This is a genomic window from Kushneria phosphatilytica, from assembly GCF_008247605.1.
Taxonomy (GTDB): domain Bacteria; phylum Pseudomonadota; class Gammaproteobacteria; order Pseudomonadales; family Halomonadaceae; genus Kushneria; species Kushneria phosphatilytica.
In genome coordinates this window covers 3,085,238-3,105,116 of sequence record NZ_CP043420.1, presented here as the reverse complement: position 1 = coordinate 3,105,116, position 19,879 = coordinate 3,085,238, and the positions used below count along the sequence as shown (strand labels likewise).

16 protein-coding genes and 2 tRNA genes are annotated in these 19,879 nt (G+C 59.5%); 17 read left to right on the top strand and 1 reads right to left on the bottom strand.

Annotated elements, in window-relative coordinates; genetic code table 11:
• Positions 1-69 precede the first annotated feature (69 nt).
• Both carB and greA read left to right on the top strand, forming a co-directional pair.
• The gene (gene carB, locus FY550_RS14345; RefSeq protein ID WP_070978223.1) at positions 70-3,303 is read left to right on the top strand and encodes a carbamoyl-phosphate synthase large subunit; all 3,234 of its coding nucleotides are present in this window, start codon (positions 70-72) and stop codon (positions 3,301-3,303) included.
• A complete protein-coding gene (gene greA / locus FY550_RS14340) occupies positions 3,300-3,776 on the top strand; it encodes a transcription elongation factor GreA (RefSeq protein ID WP_070978143.1) in 477 nt (158 codons plus the stop codon). Before carB ends, greA begins: the two co-directional genes overlap by 4 nt.
• 105 nt (positions 3,777-3,881) lie before the next feature.
• Here greA and FY550_RS14335 read toward each other — a convergent pair whose 3' ends face one another.
• Positions 3,882-4,193 carry a YhbY family RNA-binding protein gene (locus tag FY550_RS14335; protein WP_070978146.1) on the bottom strand — a complete coding sequence of 104 codons (312 nt, stop codon included), beginning with the start codon at positions 4,191-4,193 and terminating at the stop codon, positions 3,882-3,884.
• Positions 4,194-4,372: 179 nt separating this feature from the next.
• Between FY550_RS14335 and rlmE the strand changes: the two genes are divergently transcribed.
• The 15 genes from rlmE (at position 4,373) to pnp (ending at position 19,860) form a co-directional block, all read left to right on the top strand.
• Positions 4,373-4,963, top strand: a complete 591-nt coding sequence (gene rlmE / locus FY550_RS14330) for a 23S rRNA (uridine(2552)-2'-O)-methyltransferase RlmE (RefSeq protein WP_070978148.1) — start codon at positions 4,373-4,375, stop codon at positions 4,961-4,963.
• 97 nt (positions 4,964-5,060) lie between these two features.
• On the top strand, positions 5,061-7,016 hold the full coding sequence (ftsH, locus tag FY550_RS14325; protein WP_070978150.1) for an ATP-dependent zinc metalloprotease FtsH: 1,956 nt from the start codon (positions 5,061-5,063) through the stop codon (positions 7,014-7,016).
• A 160-nt stretch (positions 7,017-7,176) separates the two neighbouring features.
• Positions 7,177-8,001 (top strand): dihydropteroate synthase, encoded by an 825-nt coding sequence (gene folP / locus FY550_RS14320; RefSeq protein ID WP_233350217.1) that lies wholly within the window; start codon positions 7,177-7,179, stop codon positions 7,999-8,001.
• Complete coding sequence (gene glmM, locus FY550_RS14315; protein ID WP_149054624.1) at positions 7,998-9,359, top strand: phosphoglucosamine mutase; 1,362 nt, start codon at positions 7,998-8,000, stop codon at positions 9,357-9,359. Before folP ends, glmM begins: the two co-directional genes overlap by 4 nt.
• A 126-nt stretch (positions 9,360-9,485) precedes the next feature.
• Entirely contained in the window at positions 9,486-10,235 is a 750-nt protein-coding gene (gene tpiA, locus FY550_RS14310) for a triose-phosphate isomerase (RefSeq protein ID WP_070978152.1), read from the top strand.
• A gap of 4 nt (positions 10,236-10,239) precedes the next feature.
• Positions 10,240-10,743 (top strand): preprotein translocase subunit SecG, encoded by a 504-nt coding sequence (gene secG, locus FY550_RS14305; protein WP_070978154.1) that lies wholly within the window; start codon positions 10,240-10,242, stop codon positions 10,741-10,743.
• Positions 10,744-10,793: 50 nt separating this feature from the next.
• A tRNA-Leu gene (locus tag FY550_RS14300) sits at positions 10,794-10,880 on the top strand.
• Positions 10,881-10,966: 86 nt separating this feature from the next.
• Positions 10,967-11,043: transfer RNA gene (locus FY550_RS14295), tRNA-Met, on the top strand.
• 172 nt (positions 11,044-11,215) lie between these two features.
• Positions 11,216-11,689 (top strand): ribosome maturation factor RimP, encoded by a 474-nt coding sequence (gene rimP, locus FY550_RS14290; protein ID WP_070978156.1) that lies wholly within the window; start codon positions 11,216-11,218, stop codon positions 11,687-11,689.
• A gap of 31 nt (positions 11,690-11,720) precedes the next feature.
• Positions 11,721-13,214, top strand: a complete 1,494-nt coding sequence (nusA, locus tag FY550_RS14285) for a transcription termination factor NusA (RefSeq protein ID WP_070978229.1) — start codon at positions 11,721-11,723, stop codon at positions 13,212-13,214.
• A 43-nt stretch (positions 13,215-13,257) separates the two neighbouring features.
• The gene (gene infB / locus FY550_RS14280) at positions 13,258-15,795 is read left to right on the top strand and encodes a translation initiation factor IF-2 (RefSeq protein WP_070978158.1); all 2,538 of its coding nucleotides are present in this window, start codon (positions 13,258-13,260) and stop codon (positions 15,793-15,795) included.
• On the top strand, positions 15,795-16,214 hold the full coding sequence (gene rbfA / locus FY550_RS14275) for a 30S ribosome-binding factor RbfA (RefSeq protein WP_070978160.1): 420 nt from the start codon (positions 15,795-15,797) through the stop codon (positions 16,212-16,214). The genes infB and rbfA overlap by 1 nt, the downstream gene beginning before the upstream one ends.
• Positions 16,214-17,161: a tRNA pseudouridine(55) synthase TruB gene (truB, locus tag FY550_RS14270; RefSeq protein ID WP_070978162.1), complete on the top strand. Its 948-nt coding sequence runs from the start codon at positions 16,214-16,216 to the stop codon at positions 17,159-17,161. The genes rbfA and truB overlap by 1 nt, the downstream gene beginning before the upstream one ends.
• Positions 17,162-17,265: 104 nt before the next feature.
• Positions 17,266-17,535 (top strand): 30S ribosomal protein S15, encoded by a 270-nt coding sequence (gene rpsO / locus FY550_RS14265; RefSeq protein WP_070978164.1) that lies wholly within the window; start codon positions 17,266-17,268, stop codon positions 17,533-17,535.
• A 192-nt stretch (positions 17,536-17,727) separates the two neighbouring features.
• Positions 17,728-19,860 (top strand): polyribonucleotide nucleotidyltransferase, encoded by a 2,133-nt coding sequence (gene pnp, locus FY550_RS14260; RefSeq protein ID WP_149054716.1) that lies wholly within the window; start codon positions 17,728-17,730, stop codon positions 19,858-19,860.
• Positions 19,861-19,879: the final 19 nt, after the last annotated feature.

Below are 19,879 nucleotides of genomic sequence, written 5' to 3'. Positions count from 1 at the left end.
TCCGGCCTGGTGGCCGGAGCTCATGAGTCGATACCCCGTTTCCGAATTCCCAACGCTGCGATATCCGTCATGCCAAAACGTACCGACCTGCACAGCATCCTGATCATCGGCGCCGGCCCCATTGTCATTGGCCAGGCCTGTGAATTCGATTACTCCGGCGCCCAGGCCTGCAAGGCCCTGCGTGAGGAGGGTTACCGGGTCATCCTGGTGAACTCCAACCCGGCCACTATCATGACCGATCCGGTAATGGCAGATGCCACCTATATCGAGCCGATTACCCGCGAGGCGGTCACGCGCATCATCGAGCGCGAGCGTCCGGATGCCCTGCTACCCACCATGGGCGGCCAGACCGCATTGAACTGCGCACTCGAACTGGAGCGACACGGCGTACTCGAGCGCTTCGGGGTGGAGATGATCGGCGCCAACGCGCAGACCATCGAGAAGGCCGAGGATCGCGACCTGTTCGACAAGGCGATGAAGAACATCGGTCTGGAGTGCCCCCGGGCGCGGGTGGCGCACGCCATGGATGAAGCCTGGGAGATTCAGGCGGAGCTGGGATTTCCTACCATTATTCGTCCTTCCTACACGATGGGGGGCTCCGGCGGTGGGGTGGCCTATAACAAGGAAGAGTTCCAGGAGATCTGTGAGCGCGGATTCGATCTTTCCAGTAACCATGAGTTGCTGATCGACGAGTCGCTGCTGGGCTGGAAAGAGTACGAAATGGAGGTGGTGCGGGATAAAAACGACAATTGCATCATTATCTGTGCCATCGAGAACTTCGATCCGATGGGGGTGCATACCGGAGACTCGATTACGGTAGCGCCGGCGCAGACGCTGACCGATAAGGAGTACCAGATCATGCGCGACGCCTCATTGGCGGTGTTGCGCGAGATTGGCGTCGAGACCGGCGGCTCCAACGTTCAGTTCGGCATCCATCCCGACACCGGGCGCATGGTGGTGATCGAGATGAACCCCAGGGTGTCGCGTTCCTCGGCGCTGGCCTCCAAGGCGACCGGCTTCCCGATTGCCAAGGTCGCTGCCAAGCTGGCGGTGGGCTATACCCTCGATGAGTTGCAAAACGATATTACCGGTGGCGCCACGCCGGCCTCATTCGAGCCGGCACTGGATTATGTAGTCACCAAGATTCCGCGTTTCACCTTCGAGAAATTCCCGCAGGCCAACGATCGGCTGACCACCCAGATGAAATCGGTGGGTGAGGTCATGGCGATCGGTCGTACCTTTCAGGAGTCGATGCAAAAGGCGCTGCGTGGTCTGGAAATCGGTGCCGACGGCTTCAATCCGAAGCTGACGCACTTCGATGGCGAGGCCATGGCCCATCTGCAGGGCGAGTTGCAGCGACCCGGCGCCGATCGAATCTTCTATATCGGTGATGCCTTCCGCGCAGGGCTGTCGCTTGATGATGTCTTTGCCTATACCAATATCGATCGCTGGTTTCTGATCCAGGTCCAGGAGCTGGTCGAAATGGAGGCCGAAATTGCCCGCGGCAATCTGGCCGATCTCGATGCGCGGCGGATGTTCTACTACAAGCGGCGTGGTTTCAGTGATGCACGCATGGCGCAGCTGCTGGATGTTTCCGAGCATGATCTGCGCGGTCATCGCCATGCACTTGGCATCCATCCCGTCTACAAGCGGGTAGACACCTGCGCTGCCGAGTTTCCCACTTCAACGGCCTACATGTATTCCACCTACGAGGAGGAGTGCGAGGCCAATCCGACTGATCGTAAGAAGATCATGGTGCTTGGCGGTGGGCCCAATCGCATCGGTCAGGGCATCGAATTCGATTACTGCTGCGTGCATGCGGCACTGGCGATGCGTGAGGATGGTTACGAGACCATCATGGTCAACTGTAACCCGGAAACGGTCTCTACGGATTACGACACCTCTGATCGGCTCTACTTCGAGCCGGTTACGCTGGAAGATGTGCTGGAGATTGTGGCGAAGGAGCAGCCGACCGGGGTGATCGTCCAGTTCGGCGGCCAGACACCGCTCAAGCTGGCGCGCGATCTGGAAGCGGCCGGTGTACCGATCATTGGGACTACTCCGGATGCCATTGACCGTGCCGAGGATCGCGAGCGTTTTCAGCAGATGATTCAGAAGCTGGCGCTGAAACAGCCCGAGAATGCTACTGCGCGCAGCTTCGAGGATGCCTTCGTCAAGGCCGAGAAGATCGGCTATCCGCTGGTGGTTCGGCCCAGTTATGTGCTGGGGGGCCGAGCGATGGAGATCGTTTATAGTGCCGATGAGCTCGAGAACTACATGATTCACGCAGTGCGGGTGTCCAACGACAGCCCGGTGCTGCTTGATCACTTTCTCGATGCCGCCATCGAAGTGGATATCGATGCGGTCAGTGACGGTCACGAGGTCGTGATTGGCGGCATCATGCAGCATATCGAGCAGGCCGGGGTGCATTCGGGAGACAGTGCCTGTTCGCTGCCGCCCTATTCGCTGCCTGCCGAAGTACAGGATCGCATGCGCGAGCAGGTTCGGCTCATGGCGCTGGAGCTCAACGTGGTGGGGCTGATGAACGTGCAGCTCGCCTGGCAGAATGGCGAAATCCATGTGATCGAGGTCAACCCGCGTGCCTCGCGTACCGTGCCCTTCGTCTCCAAGTGCATCGGCCGCTCGCTGGCCCAGGTGGCTGCGCGCTGCATGGCCGGTAAAACGCTCGCCGAGCAGGATTTTACCCGCGAACTCATTCCGGGATACTACAGCGTCAAGGAAGCCGTGTTCCCGTTCAACAAGTTCCCGGGTGTGGATCCCATCCTGACGCCGGAAATGAAGTCGACCGGAGAGGTAATGGGTAGCGGTGAAACCTTTGCCGAGGCCTTCTACAAGGCACAGCTTGGAGCCGGTGAGGCGATCCCACGGCTTGAGGGGGATCGTTGTGCCTTTCTGTCGGTGCGTGATCCTGACAAGAAGGCCGTTATCGAGGTGGCTCGCTCTCTGCTAACATTGGGCTTCACGCTGATTGCGACCCGGGGAACAGCCCGGGCCCTGAGCGCCGCCGGGTTGCCGGTGGAACCGGTTAACAAGGTATTTGAAGGCCGCCCGCACATCGTCGACAAGCTCAAGAACGATGAGGTGGCTTATATTGTCAATACCACCGAAGGCCGCCAGGCGATCAGCGATTCATCCCTGATTCGGCGCACTGCACTGGCACGCAAGGTACCCTATGCCACTACGCTGGCCGGGGCCCGAGCGGTATGCATGGCGCTTGAATATGGCAACGAGATTACAGTGCGCAGGCTTCAGGAGCTGCACGCAGGAGCAAGCACATCATGAACAAGGTCCCGATGACCGTCTACGGTGAACAGGCGCTCAGGGAAGAGCTGAATCGGCTCAAGACCGAAGATCGTCCGCAGGTGATCGCGGCTATCGCGGAAGCGCGCGAGCACGGCGATCTCAAGGAGAATGCCGAATATCATGCGGCTCGCGAACAGCAGGGCTTCATCGAGGGGCGTATTCAGGAAATCGAATCCAAGCTCGCCTCGGCCCAGGTGATCGATGTCACAAAAATCGACAAGACCGGCAAGGTGATCTTCGGTACGACCGTTACGCTGATGAATCTCGATACCGACGAAGAAGTCCGCTACCGGATCGTCGGCGAGGATGAAGCCGATATCAAGGAAGGCAAGATATCGGTGACTTCTCCCATCGCTCGGGCACTGATCGGCAAGGAAGAAGGTGATGTCGTCACTGTCTCCACGCCGGGTGGCGAGGTCGAGTACGAGATCAGTCTGGTCGAGCATCTCTGATCATGTCATCGACCCGGGCGAGAAATGCCCGGGCCGATGGTGGCAGCCTGATGCAACGATATGGATCAGCCGTGCAGGTCTCTACCGCTCAGGCGCGACCGAGGATTATTCGGAGTAACGTGCCACGTTGGAGAGCCTTGGGTTGGCGCGCGGATTGCGTCGATAGAGCAGGGCTGTCTTGCCAATGCTTTGCACGACTTCCGAACGCGTCTGTTCGGCCAGAGAGGCGATGGCCAGTGCTCGCTCATCGCGATCCTCCACGGCCAGGCTGATCTTGACCAGTTCGTGATCGTTCAGGGCGCGCTCCAGTTCGCCGATAACGCCTTCAGAGAGGCCGTTACCGGCGATCTGAACAATCGGATGGAGTTGGTGCCCGATACTGCGAAGGCTTTTTCTTTGTGCCGCTGACAGGCTCATGATATGTTACAAACTCGAAATTGCTGGATGTCAAACCTCCAGTCTACTTCAGTTCATGTCCTGCCCGCCAATCCGGTGACCGGTGCGTCCGATCCAGAATCTCCGCAGGTGTTTTCGTGACTCGCTCGACGCCCCGTAAAGGCCACTCTTCAGGTTCCGGTCGCCAGCGCAACAGCTGGATGAGGGAACATTTCAGCGATGAGCATGTCCAGCGCAGCTGGGCTGATGGCTACCGCTCACGAGCCAGCTACAAGCTGCTCGAAATCGATCGACGTGACCGGCTGCTCAAGCCGGGCATGACGGCGGTTGATCTCGGCGCGGCGCCAGGCGGCTGGACCCAGGTGCTGGCCGAACGTATCGGCGATCAAGGGATGATTATCGCATCCGATATTCTTGAAATGGATCCTGTGCCGGGCGTCACCTTTCTTAAGGGTGACTTTACCGAGGAGTCGGTGCTGGAGGATATGCTGGCAGCACTGGAGGGACGCGCCGTGGATCTTATCGTATCCGACATGGCCCCCAATATGAGCGGTCAGGCCGCTATCGACCAGCCCGGTGCCATGTATCTGGTAGAGCTGGCGCTTGATCTGACCGGTCGGATTCTCCGGCCCGGCGGCGATTTTCTGGTCAAGGTCTTTCAGGGTGAGGGGTTCGACGACTACCTTGGGGACATGCGCCGGCGCTTTGACCGGGTCATGACGCGCAAGCCCGAAGCCTCCCGCGCCCGTTCAAGGGAAGTTTATCTGCTGGGACGGGGATTCAGGGGATGAGTAGTACGGATTTTGATTTGCATTTGCCGGGCCCTGCCCCCATGCAGGCTGTATATGGCCTGTTCGGCAGGCAGATTCACGCAGTGAGGGTGTTCCCTTGAACGACATGGCGAAGAACCTGATTCTCTGGTTGATCATCGCGGCAGTGTTGCTGACGGTGTTCAACAACTTCAGCGTCGACAATGCCCCGCAATCGATGAACTACTCCCAGTTCGTCCAGCAGGTGCAGAACGACAGCATCAACAAGGTCACCATTGATGGCTATACCATCCGCGGTGAGCGCAAGGACGGTTCTGACTTTCAGACCATCCGGCCTGCCACCGAGGATCCGAAGCTGATGGATGACCTCCTCAGTCACAACGTGACGGTCGAGGGCAAGAAACCTGATGAGCCCAGCATCTGGTCGCGATTGCTGATCGCCAGTTTCCCGATTCTGATCATTCTGGCCATATTCCTGTTCTTCATGCGACAGATGCAGGGGGGTGGTGCCGGCAAGGGTGGGCCGATGAGCTTCGGCAAGTCCAAGGCCAAACTGCTCTCTCACGAGAACATCAAGACCACCTTCAAGGATGTTGCCGGCTGCGATGAGGCCAAGGAAGAGGTCGAGGAACTGGTCGACTATCTGCGTGATCCCGGCAAGTTTCAGCGGCTGGGGGGGCAGATACCACGCGGGGTGCTGATGGTAGGGCCGCCCGGTACCGGCAAGACCCTGCTGGCCAAGGCAATTGCCGGCGAGGCCAAGGTACCGTTTTTCACCATTTCCGGTTCGGATTTCGTCGAGATGTTCGTCGGCGTGGGCGCCTCCCGTGTTCGCGACATGTTCGAACAGGCCAAGAAGCAGTCGCCATGTATCATCTTCATCGATGAAATTGATGCTGTCGGCCGTTCGCGTGGCTCGGGCATGGGGGGTGGCCATGATGAGCGTGAGCAGACGCTCAACCAGCTGCTAGTGGAAATGGACGGTTTCGAGGCCAATGAAGGCATTATCGTGATCGCGGCCACCAATCGCCCTGACGTACTTGACCCTGCGCTGCTGCGTCCGGGACGCTTCGACCGGCAGGTGACGGTTGGGCTGCCCGACATCCGCGGCCGTGAGCATATTCTTGGCGTGCACCTTCGCAAGGTGCCGTTGGCCGAGGATGTCAAACCCGAAATGATCGCTCGTGGTACCCCGGGCTTCTCTGGTGCCGATCTGGCCAATGTGGTCAATGAGGCTGCCCTCTTTGCGGCGCGCAAGAACCGTCGGCTGGTGGGCATGAGTGAGCTCGAGATGGCCAAGGACAAGATCATGATGGGTGCCGAAAAGCGCTCAATGGTCATGAACGAGAAGGAAAAGCGTAATACGGCCTATCACGAATCGGGGCATGCCATCATCGGTCTGCTGATGCCCGAGCATGATCCGGTCTACAAGGTCACCATTATTCCGCGTGGCAGGGCACTGGGCGTGACCATGTTCCTCCCCAACGAGGATCGCTACAGTTATACCCGCCAGCAGCTCATTTCACAGATCTGTTCGCTGTTCGGCGGTCGTATTGCCGAAGAGATGACGTTGGGTCCCAATGGCGTGACGACCGGGGCCTCCAACGATATCAAGCGGGCGACCGAGCTGGCGCACAACATGGTGGCCAAGTGGGGGCTTTCCGCCGAGATGGGGCCGTTGATGTATGACGAGGATGAGTCACATCAGTTCCTTGGCGGGCCTGGTCAGGGTGGTAGCAAGTTCAGCTCGCCGGAGACCAGTACGCGCCTGGACAAGGAAGTACGGCGCATCATCGATGAGTGCTATCAGCAGGCTCGCCAGATCCTCGAGGATAATCGTGACAAACTCGATAACATGGCCGAGGCGCTGGTGAAGTACGAAACGATCGATACCGATCAGATTCGTGACATCATGGAAGGTCGTGACCCGAGGCCGCCCAAGGACACCAATGACGGTGGCCCCAGCGGTGGCGCCCAGGCTGATGCGGCCAGCGATAGCGATACTGGTGAGGAGGAAGGTGACGATGGCCGTCGTCGCCCCTCGGACCCGCTTGGAGGGACAGCAGGGCAGTAGCTGTTGCTGCCTCCCGGTGCTGTAGAAGCCGCCCGAAAGGGCGGCTTCTCTGTTTTCCGACTGCTGCCGCTGGCCTTCACGAGGGTTGGGAGGTTGGGCCGAGGGCATGGAGCCGGTATAGTTTTGGGTCCCCGAATGCCACTCTGGAGCCGCCCCGGCCATGTTGCCGATCGATCTCGAAACGCCCCGAGTCATGGGGATTCTCAATGTGACGCCCGATTCCTTTTCGGATGGTGGCCGACATCAGGTGCCGGATGCAGCGCTGCGCCAGGCCGAGGCCATGCTGACCGATGGCGCCGCGCTGATCGACATTGGCGGTGAGTCTACCCGCCCTGGCGCCTCGCCGGTCAGTCTGCAGGAGGAGCAGGATCGGGTGTTACCGGTGCTCGAGCGCCTGGTGGCAGACCTGGGGGCTGCTGTTTCCGTGGATACCAGTGCTCCCGAGGTCATGCGGGAAGCAGCACGACTTGGCGCCGTCATGATTAACGATGTCCGCTCGTTGCGCCGTCCCGGGGCGCTGGAGGCGGCTGCCGAAAGCAGGCTTGATATCTGTCTGATGCATATGGTCGGCGAGCCCGATACCATGCAGCAGCAGCCTCATTACGATGTACCGATTGAACGTGCCGTCATCGATTTTCTGCAGGCACGACTCGAAGCGTGCCGAGAAGCGGGTATTGACGATGAACGGCTGGTTATCGATCCGGGGTTCGGGTTTGCGAAGACGCTTGCGCACAACCTGCGCCTGATGAATCGACTAGAGTGTTTGCAGGAATTGAAACGGCCGATGCTGGTCGGTACTTCCCGCAAGGGCATGATCGGTCGGGTGGTCGAGCGTGATGTCTCGGAACGCATCCCGGGCGGTCTGGCTCTGACAACGCTGGCCATACGCGCTGGCGCACGAATCATTCGAACGCATGATGTGGCCCCGACAGTAGATGTGGTGCGCATGACGCGGGCCGTCGTGCAGGAAGGCAGAGAGCAATGAGTCGACAATATTTCGGCACTGATGGTATACGCGGCACTGTAGGGGTTCCCCCGATTACCGCAGATTTCGTACTACGTCTGGGTTGGGCCGCAGGCAGGGTTCTGGCGCGACGCTATCCACGTCCGAGAGTGATTATCGGCAAGGATACGCGCATTTCCGGGTACATGTTCGAGTCTGCCCTCGAGGCGGGATTCTCTGCGGCAGGGGTGGATGTAGCATTGCTGGGGCCGATGCCGACCCCGGGGATTGCCTATCTGACCCGGACCTTCCGCGCCAGCGCGGGGGTGGTGATCAGTGCTTCCCACAATGCCCACCAGGATAACGGCATCAAGTTTTTCTCCGGCGAAGGCACCAAGTTCCCCGATGAGCTTGAAGCCGAAATCGAAGCGGAGCTTGATGGCCCTCTGGAAACGGTTGGGCCCGACCGACTGGGCAAGGCGGTTCGTCTCGATGACGCGGCCGGGCGCTATATCGAGTTCTGCAAGTCCAGTGTGCCCGGGCGCTTCAGTCTGCATGGCATGAAGCTGGTCCTCGACTGTGCCAATGGTGCTACCTACCACATCGCGCCCAATGTCTTTCGTGAGCTGGGCGCGGATGTCACCCTGCTCGGCACGACGCCTGATGGGCTTAACATCAATCAGCAGGTCGGCTCGACTTCACCTGAGGCGATGCAGTCCCGGGTGCTTGCGATCGGGGCCGACCTGGGGATTGCCTTCGATGGTGATGGCGACCGGGTCATCATGTGTGATGCATCGGGTCGGCTGATTGATGGTGATGACATCCTTTACATGATTGCACGCGATCGTCAGGCGCGAGGAGTCCTGAATGGTGGGGTGGTCGGTACGCTGATGAGCAACTTCGGGCTGGCCGCGGCACTTGAAAAGCTGGATATTCCCTTCGAGCGCGCCAGGGTCGGTGACCGTTATGTGCTTGAGCGCATGGAGGCGCTGGGCTGGCGGCTGGGAGGCGAATCTTCCGGGCATATTGTCTGCGGTGATGCGCAGACCACTGGTGACGGTATCGTCTCTGCCCTGCAGGTATTGGCCATCATGATTGTGGAAGGATGCTCCCTGGACTCGCTGATGGCCGGCTACGAAAAGGCACCTCAGGCGCTGGTCAATGTCAGGCTCAGGGAGGGCGTTGACAAGGATGCGCTGCTGGCAGCGGCTTCCTTGCGTTCGGCGGTAGAGCAGGTTGAAGCCGAGCTGGGTGATAGTGGTCGGGTACTGTTGCGCCCCTCCGGGACCGAACCTCTCATCAGGGTGATGGTTGAAGGCAGGCCACACCTTGATGTGCAGGGTCTGGCCCAGACCATTGCGGCCGAAATCGAGACCGGCATGGCTGGTACCAATCACTGAGATAACACCGGTTGTATTCACGCAGGGGCTCAATTACCATCGCCCCTCCGTGTTCATCGGTACCCCTCACCATTCGATCGACAGATGGCATGTGTTATGCCATCTGTACGCGTGGAGTAAGGCATCATGCGCAAGCCTCTGATTGCGGGTAACTGGAAAATGAACGGTTCACTGGCCCTGCTGGAGCGCTTCGGTTCAGCGCTTTCCGGCTCGGCGCTATCTGACAGGGTGGATGTGGCGCTTATTACGCCCTTCCCCTATCTGGTTCCAGCGCTGCAAACCTTCCGTGATCGTTCTGTAGGTATTGGCGCCCAGACGCTCAATCCGGCGCCTGATGGTGCCCTGACAGGTGAGGTCAGTGGTCCCATGCTGCAGGATTGTGGCGTGCGCTATGTGCTGGCTGGTCATTCAGAGCGGCGTACCCTGTTTGGCGAGAACGATCAGGATGTGAGTATGCGTGTCACCGCAGCTCTGGCACATGGGCTGACCCCGATTCTGTGCATCGGCGAGACGCTTGAACAGCGCGACGCGAATCGCGTCGAAGAAGTGGTGCTGAGTCAGGTGACGACGGTTTTTGATACGCTTGAACCGGCTGAGCGTCATCGGGTGATCATTGCCTATGAGCCTGTCTGGGCAATCGGTACCGGCCGTACAGCGACGCCTGAACAGGCGCAGGCAGTGCATGCGCTGATCCGCCAGCGACTGGCGGAATATGACAGCACTCTCGCCACGGATATGCGGCTGCTCTACGGGGGCAGCATGAAGCCGGATAATGCGGGTGAGCTGCTGGCTCAGCCGGATATCGACGGCGGACTCATCGGCGGGGCATCGCTCAAGCCCGACGATTTTCTCTCCATTTGTTACGCAGCAGGTTAAGTCAATGCATGTCGCTCTGATTCTGGTTCATCTCTTGCTGGCCGTTTCGCTGATTGCGCTGGTACTGATCCAGCAGGGCAAGGGAGCCGAAGCGGGCGCTGCCTTTGGTGGTGGTGCTTCACAAACGGTTTTCGGTTCGCAGGGAAGTACCAGTTTTCTGTCGAAGCTGACAGGCGTGCTGGCGGCGCTGTTCTTTGTCACTTCCCTGGGGCTGGCCTGGATCGTTGATCGGGGTGGTGATGAAGGTAGTGGCATGCCGGATGCCAGTGTCATCGAACAGCAGCAGAACAGCGTGCCTGATCTGGATCAGGGTGACAGTACTACTGGCAGCAGCAATGCAGCGCAGGATAGCGGTGACGACAATGCCTCGCTTTCCGCGCCGGAGTCCAGCTCGAATGGCGGCGGTGCATCAAGTGACGAAGCGCCTGCCCTTGACTCGGCGGGCAGCGATCAGCATAATGCTGCGCCAGCGGTGGAGAGCAGCGAAAGCAACTCCTCATCGCAGTGACCATCGAGTTGCGCAGAGTATGAATCAGCAATGCTCTGCAAGGCCCGAAAGCCGAAGTGGTGGAATTGGTAGACACGCTATCTTGAGGGGGTAGTGACCTCACGGTCGTGCGGGTTCAAGTCCCGCCTTCGGCACCATCGATAAGACCTGATTTTCGATGGTTCAGGCTGCCGGTGGTTTGACTCGGCTGATGTTCAGGACTATAGTGTTGGCGCTATTTTGATGCGGGGTGGAGCAGCCTGGTAGCTCGTCGGGCTCATAACCCGAAGGTCGTCGGTTCAAATCCGGCCCCCGCTACCAAACACATCGTGTGTTTTAGCGCAGAGTTTCCGAAAGGCCCCTTCCGTTGAAGGGGCTTTTTGTTAGCGGTCCACACGACAATCGGACTGCTGGCACAATGCCGGTCAGGCGCCTTTCCCTCGTCACACTCCCGGTCAGGTGCCTGTAGCAACTGCTGTAGGAGTCTTCGAACGTGGCAACCAGTGAAGCTGCGCTTACCGCGCTGATCGAGCCGGCCGTGACGGCCCTGGGGTTCGAGTTGTGGGGGATCGACTATAAATCCCAGGGCCGCCATTCGAAGCTGATCGTCTACATCGATGGTGAAAATGGTGTCGGTGTTGATGATTGCGCTGACGTCAGCCGTCAGATCAGTGCCGTACTGGATGTCGAGGATCCCATCAGCAACCGATATCAGCTGGAAGTCTCCTCTCCCGGTCTCGATCGCCCGTTATTCACCCTGTCGCAGTTCTCCCGTTTTGCCGGTCATACCGTCTCCCTGCGCCTGCGTGAGCCCTTCAACGGGCAGCGGCGCTTCAAGGGGCTGCTGGCCGGCGTTGATGACGATGAAGTGCTGTTGCAGTTTGATGGTGACGAGTACGGTTTTCCCATTGAGACCATCGAGCAGGCCAGGATAGTGCCGGATTTCGATTCCTCGAGTGCTCGATGAAAAAGAACGACTTTTCTGGCGAGGCAGTGGCATGAACAAGGACATTTTGCTGGTCGTCGATGCGATCTCGAATGAGAAAGGGGTATCCCGGGAAGTCATCTTCGAGGCGGTTGAATCGGCACTGGCCAGCGCATCGCGCAAGCGCTTCGAAGGCAAGGAAGTGGACGTGCGGGTGCGCATTGATCGTGCCAGCGGGGATTACGATACTTTCCGCCGCTGGACCGTGGTGCCTGATGAGGATTACACCACTTCCGCAAGCCAGATTCCCTGGTCGGCTGCTCAGGAGAGAGAGCCGCCACTGGATCTTGGTGAGGTGGTCGAGGAGCAGATCGAATCGGCAGAGTTCGGCCGTATCGCAGCCCAGACGGCCAAACAGGTCATCGTACAGAAGGTACGTGAGGCCGAGCGTGCGGAAATCGTGCGCCACTACAGTGAGCGTGAAGGTGAGCTGGTCGGTGGCAGCGTCAAGAAGACGACCCGTGACGGCCTGGTCATTGATCTTGGCGAGAATGCCGAGGCCTTCCTGCCACGGGGCGAGATGATCCCCGGTGAGCGTTACCGGCTCAACGAGCGGGTAAGGGCTCTATTGTGGCGAGTTGATCCCGAGGCCCGCGGCTCGCAGCTGATCCTGTCTCGGACCCGTCCGGAATTTCTGGTGGAGCTGTTCACCATCGAAGTGCCGGAGATTGCCGAACAGCTGATCGAAATCAAGGGGGCTGCTCGCGACCCGGGGTCCCGCGCCAAGATTGCGGTCAAGACCAATGATCGACGCATCGATCCGGTCGGGGCCTGTGTCGGCATGCGTGGATCGCGTGTTCAGGCGGTTTCCAATGAACTGCGCAACGAGCGAGTCGACATCATCCTCTGGGATGACAACCCGGCCCAGCTGGTGATCAACGCCATGGCGCCGGCGGATGTGGCCTCCATCATGGTTGATGAAGACAGCCATACCATGGACGTCGCGGTCGGAGAGGACAATCTTGCCCAGGCGATCGGGCGCAGTGGTCAGAACGTCCGTCTGGCCAGTGAGCTGACGGGTTGGTCGCTCAACGTAATGACCGAAGAAGAGGCTCAGGGCAAGCGGGATCAGGAACTCGACAGCTATGTCGAGTACTTCATTACACATCTGGGTGTCGACGAAGAGCTGGCTGGGGTACTGGTCGAGGAAGGATTTACCTCGCTCGAGGAGGTTGCCTACGTACCGCTCGAGGAAATGCTTGAAATCGACGCCTTCGATCAGGAAATGGTCGAAGAACTGCGGGCGCGGGCCAAGGACGAACTACTGAATCTGGCCATTGCTTCCGAAGAGGCACTTGCCGGCAGCGAGCCTGCCGAGGATCTGCTCAACATGGAGGGCATGGATCGTGATCTGGCCTTCCAGCTGGCCAGTCGTGGCATTGTCTCCATGGAAGATCTGGCCGAACAGTCCGTCGATGATCTGCATGACATCGAGGGCATGGATGAAACGCGTGCGGCGGCGCTGATCATGACGGCCCGTGCACCCTGGTTCGAGGGACAGTCCTGAATATGACGCATATCGAATCGGGATACGGGTTGAGGAGGTCATAATGGCAGAGTTAACAGTCAAGGAATTTGCCGGCAAGGTGGGACGCGATGTCAACCGCCTGCTGGAACAGATGAGTGAAGCGGGTCTGCCTCACAAGGCCGAGAATGACGCCGTTTCGGAAGAGGACAAGCAGCGCTTGCTCGATCATCTTACGCGCAGCCATGGCGGTGGTGAGGGCCGTGGCGCGCGCAATCGCATTACGCTGACGCGCAAGACACGCAGCCGGATTCGCTCCGGTGATGGTCGAAACAAGACCATCGAAGTGCAGGTGCGCAAGAAGCGGACCTACGTCAAGCGCAGTGAAATCGAAGGTGGTGAAGGACAGGCGCCTGACAACGAAGCCGAAGGCGAAGCAGCTGCGCCTCAGGAGCAGGCTGCTACCGAAACCGCTGCACCGGAAGCGCCCGGTGCAGCGGCTGGAACGGGTGAAACAGCTGCTGTCGAGAGTGAAGCTCCCAATACGGTCTCCGACAAGGCTGCACCGGTAGAGCCGGTTGCCGAAGAAGAGATGCCGACTGCAGAAGCCACTGAAGCGCAACCGGCTGTTGAGGCGCCGCCGAAGGAGCCGCGCACCGACAATCGCCGTGGCAATCGTCGTAACGAGGGCAAGTCCTCGTCCGGTCGTCGTGACCAGCGTCGCGATGAGGATGATGAGCGCAGCGAACGCAACGAACGCAAGCGCGGTGGCAAGAAGGTCAAGCGTGCCGAGCAGCGTCGCAGTGGTCGTCGTGGTGGCCGCAGTGGTGGTGATAACCAGCACGGTTTCCAGAAGCCCGCACAGAATATCGTGCGCGACGTGGCCATTCCCGAATCGATCAGTGTGGCCGATCTCGCCGACAAGATGGCGATCAAGGCCAACGAGGTCATCAAGGCGATGTTCAAGATGGGCGCTGCGGTGACCATCAACCAGACCATCGATCAGGATACCGCCTCGATCGTCGTGGAAGAGATGGGCCATCGGCCTCATCTGGTCAAGGAGGACGCCGTCGAGGAAGAAGTGCTCGAGGGGCTCTCCTACGAAGGCGAAGAAATTACCCGGGCGCCTGTCGTTACGGTGATGGGGCACGTCGATCACGGCAAGACCTCGCTGCTCGACTTCATTCGACGCACCAAGGTGGCGACCGGCGAAGCCGGGGGGATTACCCAGCACATCGGTGCCTATCACGTCGAGCAGGACAATGGTGATGTAACCTTCCTGGATACCCCGGGTCACGCCGCCTTTACCGCCATGCGTGCCCGCGGCGCCCAGGCGACCGATGTGGTCATTCTGGTGGTGGCTGCCGATGATGGGGTGATGCCGCAGACCATCGAGGCCATCGAGCACGCCAAGGCGGCTGGAGTGCCGCTGGTGGTTGCGGTCAACAAGATCGACAAGGAAGGTGCCGACCTTGATCGGATCCGCAATGAGCTTTCCCAGCATGGTGTGATTTCCGAGGCCTGGGGGGGCGATACTCAGTTCGTCTCGGTATCGGCCAAGACCGGTGAAGGCATCGATGCGCTGCTCGAAGCGGTTCTGCTGGTCTCCGAAGTACTGGAACTCAAGGCAGTACCGGAAGCGCCCGCCAAGGGTGTGGTCGTCGAGTCACGTCTCGAGCGTGGCCGTGGTCCGGTGTCTACCGTGCTGGTCCAGAACGGTACTCTGAAGAAGGGTGATGTGGTACTGGCGGGTCTGCACCATGGTCGTGTACGTGCGCTTGTCAACGAGCTCGGCCAGCAGGTGGACAGTGCCGGACCGTCGATGCCGGTCGAGGTGCTGGGTCTGGATGGCACACCGGAAGCCGGTGATGAGTTCATGGCCGTAGCCGATGAGCGCAAGGCACGCGAAGTGGCCAACTTCCGTCAGGGCAAATATCGCGAAGTTCGTCTGGCTCGCCAGCAGAAAGCCAAGCTGGAGAACATGTTCAGCCAGATGGGCAAGGAAGAAGTCGCTACGGTCAACATTGTCCTCAAGGCCGATGTGCAGGGCTCCCTGGAAGCCATTCGTGGAGCACTGGAAGAGCTGTCCACTGAAGAGGTCAAGGTTTCCGTGGTGTCGTCCGGCGTTGGGGGTATCACCGAAACCGATACCAACCTGGCGGTAGCGTCGAATGCCATCATTGTTGGCTTCAACGTCCGTGCCGATGCGACCTCGCGCGAAATCGTCGAGCGGGAAGGGCTGGATCTGCGCTACTACAGTGTGATCTACCACCTGATCGATGAAGTCAAGCAGGCGATGAGCGGCATGCTGGCGCCTGAATGGAAGGAAGAGATCATTGGCGTGGCCGAGGTGCGTGACGTTTTCCGCGCGCCGAAGATCGGTGCAGTAGCCGGCTGCATGGTCATCGAGGGCACCGTGCATCGCAACAAGCGTATCCGTGTACTGCGTGAAAACGTGGTCATCTACGAAGGCGAGCTGGAATCGCTGCGCCGCTACAAGGATGATGTCAACGAAGTGCGCAGTGGCGTGGAGTGCGGTATCGGCGTGCGCAACTACAATGATGTGCAGGTCGGGGACAAGATCGAGGTCTTCGATCAGGTTCAGGTCGAGCGGACACTGTAATGCGTGAGTTCAGTCGTACCGATCGGGTGGCCGAGCAGCTGGCCCATGAGCTGGCGGTGCTGATCCAGCGGGAGGTCAAGGACCCCCGGCTGGGCATGGTGACCGTCGGTTCGGCACGGGTCAGTCGCGATCTTTCCTATGCGGATGTCTACATCACGCTGATGGGCGATAACAGCGACGAGCGTATTCGTGATCATCTGCGCATTCTGGAAGGGGCCAGCGGCTTTCTTCGCCGTCGGCTCGGGCAGCAGCTGAAGCTGCGTCATGTCCCGCAGCTGCGCTTTCATTATGATGATTCGGTCGAGCGAGGGCATGCCCTGTCGTCGCTGATTGATGAGGCAGTTGCCACTGATCAGCGTCGACATGATGAAGATGATGGTGCCGTCGATCCGGACAGCGAACCCCGCGAGGAGCGCTGATGGCTCGTCGACGGCGCGGCCGCCCGCTCAATGGCGTACTGCTGCTCGACAAGCCGGCCGGTATGACATCCAATCATGCCTTGCAACAGGTTCGTCGCCTGTTCAATGCACAAAAGGCGGGTCATACCGGCACTCTGGACCCCATGGCGACTGGGCTGCTGCCGGTCTGTTTCGGTGAAGCCACCAAGTTCACAGCCTGGTTGCTTGATGCCGATAAGCGCTATATCGCTGAAGTGGCGCTGGGCGCCACTACCGACACCGGCGATCGCGAAGGGGCAGTACTGTCGCGCACTCCTGTGCCTCAGCTCGAAGAGGCGGCGCTGAAGGAAGTGCTGGAACGCTTCACCGGTGAGCAGTGGCAACTGCCGCCGATGTATTCGGCACTCAAGCATCAGGGGCGACCGCTGTATGAATATGCTCGCGAAGGCGTTGAAATCGAGCGTGCACGGCGGCAGGTGAGCATATATCATATCGGCCTTCTCGCTCGCCGCGAGCAGCAACTCGAACTGGACGTGCGGGTCAGCAAGGGGACCTATGTACGCACTCTGGCCGAGGATATAGGTGCTGCAATCGGTTGTGGGGCGCATCTTGAGGCGCTGCGTAGACTTTCTACCGGCCCCTTTGATGACCCTCGACAGATGGTGACGCTCGAGGCGTTAAGCGAAATGAGCGAAGCCGAACGTGACGCTACGCTCCTTGAGAGTGATGCGCTGGTCGCTCATCTGCCAGCGCTGGAGGCCGAACCGGGGAATTGCCGGCAACTGCTCAACGGCCAGACAATCACATTGCCGACCCGTGATCTGGCGCCACAAACGTTGGCACGCATTTACGGCCCCCTGAACGAGACTTCGGACCCTGCCTTTCTGGGCCTGGTTCGGGTCATGGCGGCGGGGCAGTGTGCTCCGCAGCGGCTGGTAGCCACGGCGACCGGCTCATCGGGCGAATGAAGTTCGCTCACACGACGCTTCACCTGATGTGAATCGTCACGTGGGGACTGCAAATATGCGCGGTCCCCGGCATTCAATTTTCAGCATATTGACTGGAGTACAGCATGGCACTGACTGCACAGCGAAAGGCGGAAATCGTCCGCGAATTCGGCACCGATGAGAAGGATACCGGTTCCGCGGAAGTTCAAATTGCACTGCTGACTGAAAATATCATCGGTCTGCAGGGGCACTTTCAGGATCACAAGCAGGATCACCACTCTCGTCGTGGTCTGATCCGTATGGTCAACCAGCGTCGTAAATTGCTGGACTACCTCCATCGCAAGAACTTTGAGCGGTATCAGCAGATCATCGCACGCCTCGGTCTGCGTCGCTGATTGCGCTACAACCGTATGGTTGACGAGACAGGCGGCCCCCGGTGGGGCCGCCTGTTTTCGTTTCAATTCTGCGCTGCGATCAGGTGTTGCCTGACCGTGGCCGTTTCCCACCGTTGTTGTCAGTGACACCCGTGGCGAGAAAATTTAAGATGCCTGCGAGTGTTGATCAACGACGATATCGAAGGACAAGCCGTGAATCCGGTCAGGAAAACATTTCAGTACGGTGACCACAGTGTCACCCTCGAAACAGGGCGCATCGCCCGTCAGGCGACCGGCAGTGTGCTGGTCACCATGGACGAAACCGTGGTGCTGTGCACCGTGGTGGCGCGCAAGGACATCAAACCCGGGCAGGATTTTTTCCCCCTGTCCGTGCACTATCAGGAAAAGACCTACTCGGTTGGCAAGATCCCCGGTGGTTTCTTCAAGCGTGAAGGCCGCCCCAGTGAAAAGGAAACCCTCACCTCCCGGCTGATCGATCGTCCGATTCGGCCTCTGTTCCCCAAGGGGTTCATGAATGAGGTGCAGGTCGTTTGTACCGTGCTTTCCGCCGAGCGTAATCAGGACCCGGATATTGCTGCCATGATTGGTACTTCCGCGGCCCTGACCATTTCAGGCGTTCCCTTCTCCGGGCCGATCGGTGCTGCCCGGGTCGGTTTCAGTGAAGAGCAGGGCTATTTCCTCAACCCGACGCAGGAAGCACTGGTCGGTTCCGAGCTCGACATGGTCGTGGCCGGTACCGAGAAGGCAGTGCTGATGGTGGAGTCGGAAGCCCACGAACTCACTGAAGATGAAATGCTGGGTGCGGTGCTTTACGCTCACCAGGAAATGCAGACGGTGATCGGGGCCATCAATGAGTTTGCCGCCGAAGCCGGCAAGCCGAAATGGGCCTGGCAGCCACCCGAAGAGAACCAGACCCTCAAGGCAGCGGTGAACGCTGCTGTCGGTGACCGGGTGGGTGAAGCCTATCGGATTACGGACAAGATGGCGCGCCAGGATGCGCTGGCTGAACTGCGCAGTGAGGTCATCGAACAGCTGGCAGGTGGCGAGACGCCACAGTACAGCGCCGACGAAGTCGGCAACGCGCTCAACAAGCTGGAAAAAACCACCGTACGTGAACGGGTCCTGTCAGGTGAGCCTCGCATCGATGGTCGTGATCATCGCACTGTGCGTGATCTGTCGATCGAAGTCGGCGCACTGCCGCGGACGCATGGTTCGGCAATCTTCACCCGTGGTGAAACCCAGGCGATCGTGACCACGACACTGGGTACGGCTCGTGACGCCCAGCTGGTCGAGGGGCTCGACGGCGAACGCCACGACCGCTTCATGCTGCATTACAACTTCCCGCCTTACAGCGTGGGCGAAGCCGGGTTCATCGGTTCTCCCAAGCGCCGTGAGATCGGTCATGGCCGGCTCGCCAAGCGTGGTGTGGCGGCGATGGTGCCGTCGCATGACGACTTCCCTTACTCCATCCGGGTAGTCTCGGAGATTACCGAATCCAACGGCTCAAGTTCGATGGCTTCGGTCTGTGGCACCTCGCTGTCGCTGATGGATGCCGGGGTACCGCTCAAGGCGCCGGTGGCGGGTATTGCCATGGGGCTGGTCAAGGAAGGCGACCGCTTTGCGGTGCTGACCGATATCCTCGGTGACGAAGACCATCTCGGTGATATGGACTTCAAGGTGGCCGGTAGCGCTCAGGGCATCACTGCACTGCAGATGGACATCAAGATCGAGGGCATCAACGAGGAAATCATGGAGACCGCGCTGGGCCAGGCCCTGGAGGCGCGTCAGCATATCCTCGGCGAGATGAATCGGGTGATTGGTGAAAGCCGCAGTGAAGTGGCAGAGCACGCGCCGACCATGGTGCGCATCAAGATCGATCCCGAGAAGATTCGTGACGTGATCGGCAAGGGTGGGGCGACCATCCGTCAGATCTGTGACGATACCGGCGCTTCCATCGATATCGACGATGACGGTACTGTTCGTATCTATGCCGAAAGCCGTGAAGGTGCCCGTCAGGCCGTGGATACGGTGCAGGGGATTGTGGCTGAAGCCGAGATCGGCAAGCTCTATCGTGGCAAGGTGGTGCGTATCGCCGACTTCGGCGCTTTCGTCAACTTCATGCCTGGTACCGATGGGCTGGTGCATATCTCGCAGATCGTGCCCGAGCGCGTCAACGATGTGCGTGACTATCTCACCGAAGGTCAGGAAGTTACCGTCAAGGTGCTGGATATCGACAATCGCGGCCGCATCAAGCTGACTCTCAAGGAGATCAGCGAGGAAGAGAAGGCGGCTTTTGAAGCCACTCTTGCTGATTCGAGCGTATAACGGTCAGGCAGGTCTTGAC

What these genes read in the sequence shown, in the direction of transcription:
- carB (WP_070978223.1), top strand. Translation starts at nt 70, where the DNA reads ATGCCAAAACGTACCGACCTGCACAGCATCCTGATCATCGGCGCCGGC.
- greA (WP_070978143.1), top strand. Translation starts at nt 3,300, where the DNA reads ATGAACAAGGTCCCGATGACCGTCTACGGTGAACAGGCGCTCAGGGAA.
- FY550_RS14335 (WP_070978146.1), bottom strand. Translation starts at nt 4,193, where the DNA reads ATGAGCCTGTCAGCGGCACAAAGAAAAAGCCTTCGCAGTATCGGGCAC.
- rlmE (WP_070978148.1), top strand. Translation starts at nt 4,373, where the DNA reads ATGAGGGAACATTTCAGCGATGAGCATGTCCAGCGCAGCTGGGCTGAT.
- folP (WP_233350217.1), top strand. Translation starts at nt 7,177, where the DNA reads ATGTTGCCGATCGATCTCGAAACGCCCCGAGTCATGGGGATTCTCAAT.
- glmM (WP_149054624.1), top strand. Translation starts at nt 7,998, where the DNA reads ATGAGTCGACAATATTTCGGCACTGATGGTATACGCGGCACTGTAGGG.
- tpiA (WP_070978152.1), top strand. Translation starts at nt 9,486, where the DNA reads ATGCGCAAGCCTCTGATTGCGGGTAACTGGAAAATGAACGGTTCACTG.
- secG (WP_070978154.1), top strand. Translation starts at nt 10,240, where the DNA reads ATGCATGTCGCTCTGATTCTGGTTCATCTCTTGCTGGCCGTTTCGCTG.
- nusA (WP_070978229.1), top strand. Translation starts at nt 11,721, where the DNA reads ATGAACAAGGACATTTTGCTGGTCGTCGATGCGATCTCGAATGAGAAA.
- infB (WP_070978158.1), top strand. Translation starts at nt 13,258, where the DNA reads ATGGCAGAGTTAACAGTCAAGGAATTTGCCGGCAAGGTGGGACGCGAT.
- rbfA (WP_070978160.1), top strand. Translation starts at nt 15,795, where the DNA reads ATGCGTGAGTTCAGTCGTACCGATCGGGTGGCCGAGCAGCTGGCCCAT.
- truB (WP_070978162.1), top strand. Translation starts at nt 16,214, where the DNA reads ATGGCTCGTCGACGGCGCGGCCGCCCGCTCAATGGCGTACTGCTGCTC.
- rpsO (WP_070978164.1), top strand. Translation starts at nt 17,266, where the DNA reads ATGGCACTGACTGCACAGCGAAAGGCGGAAATCGTCCGCGAATTCGGC.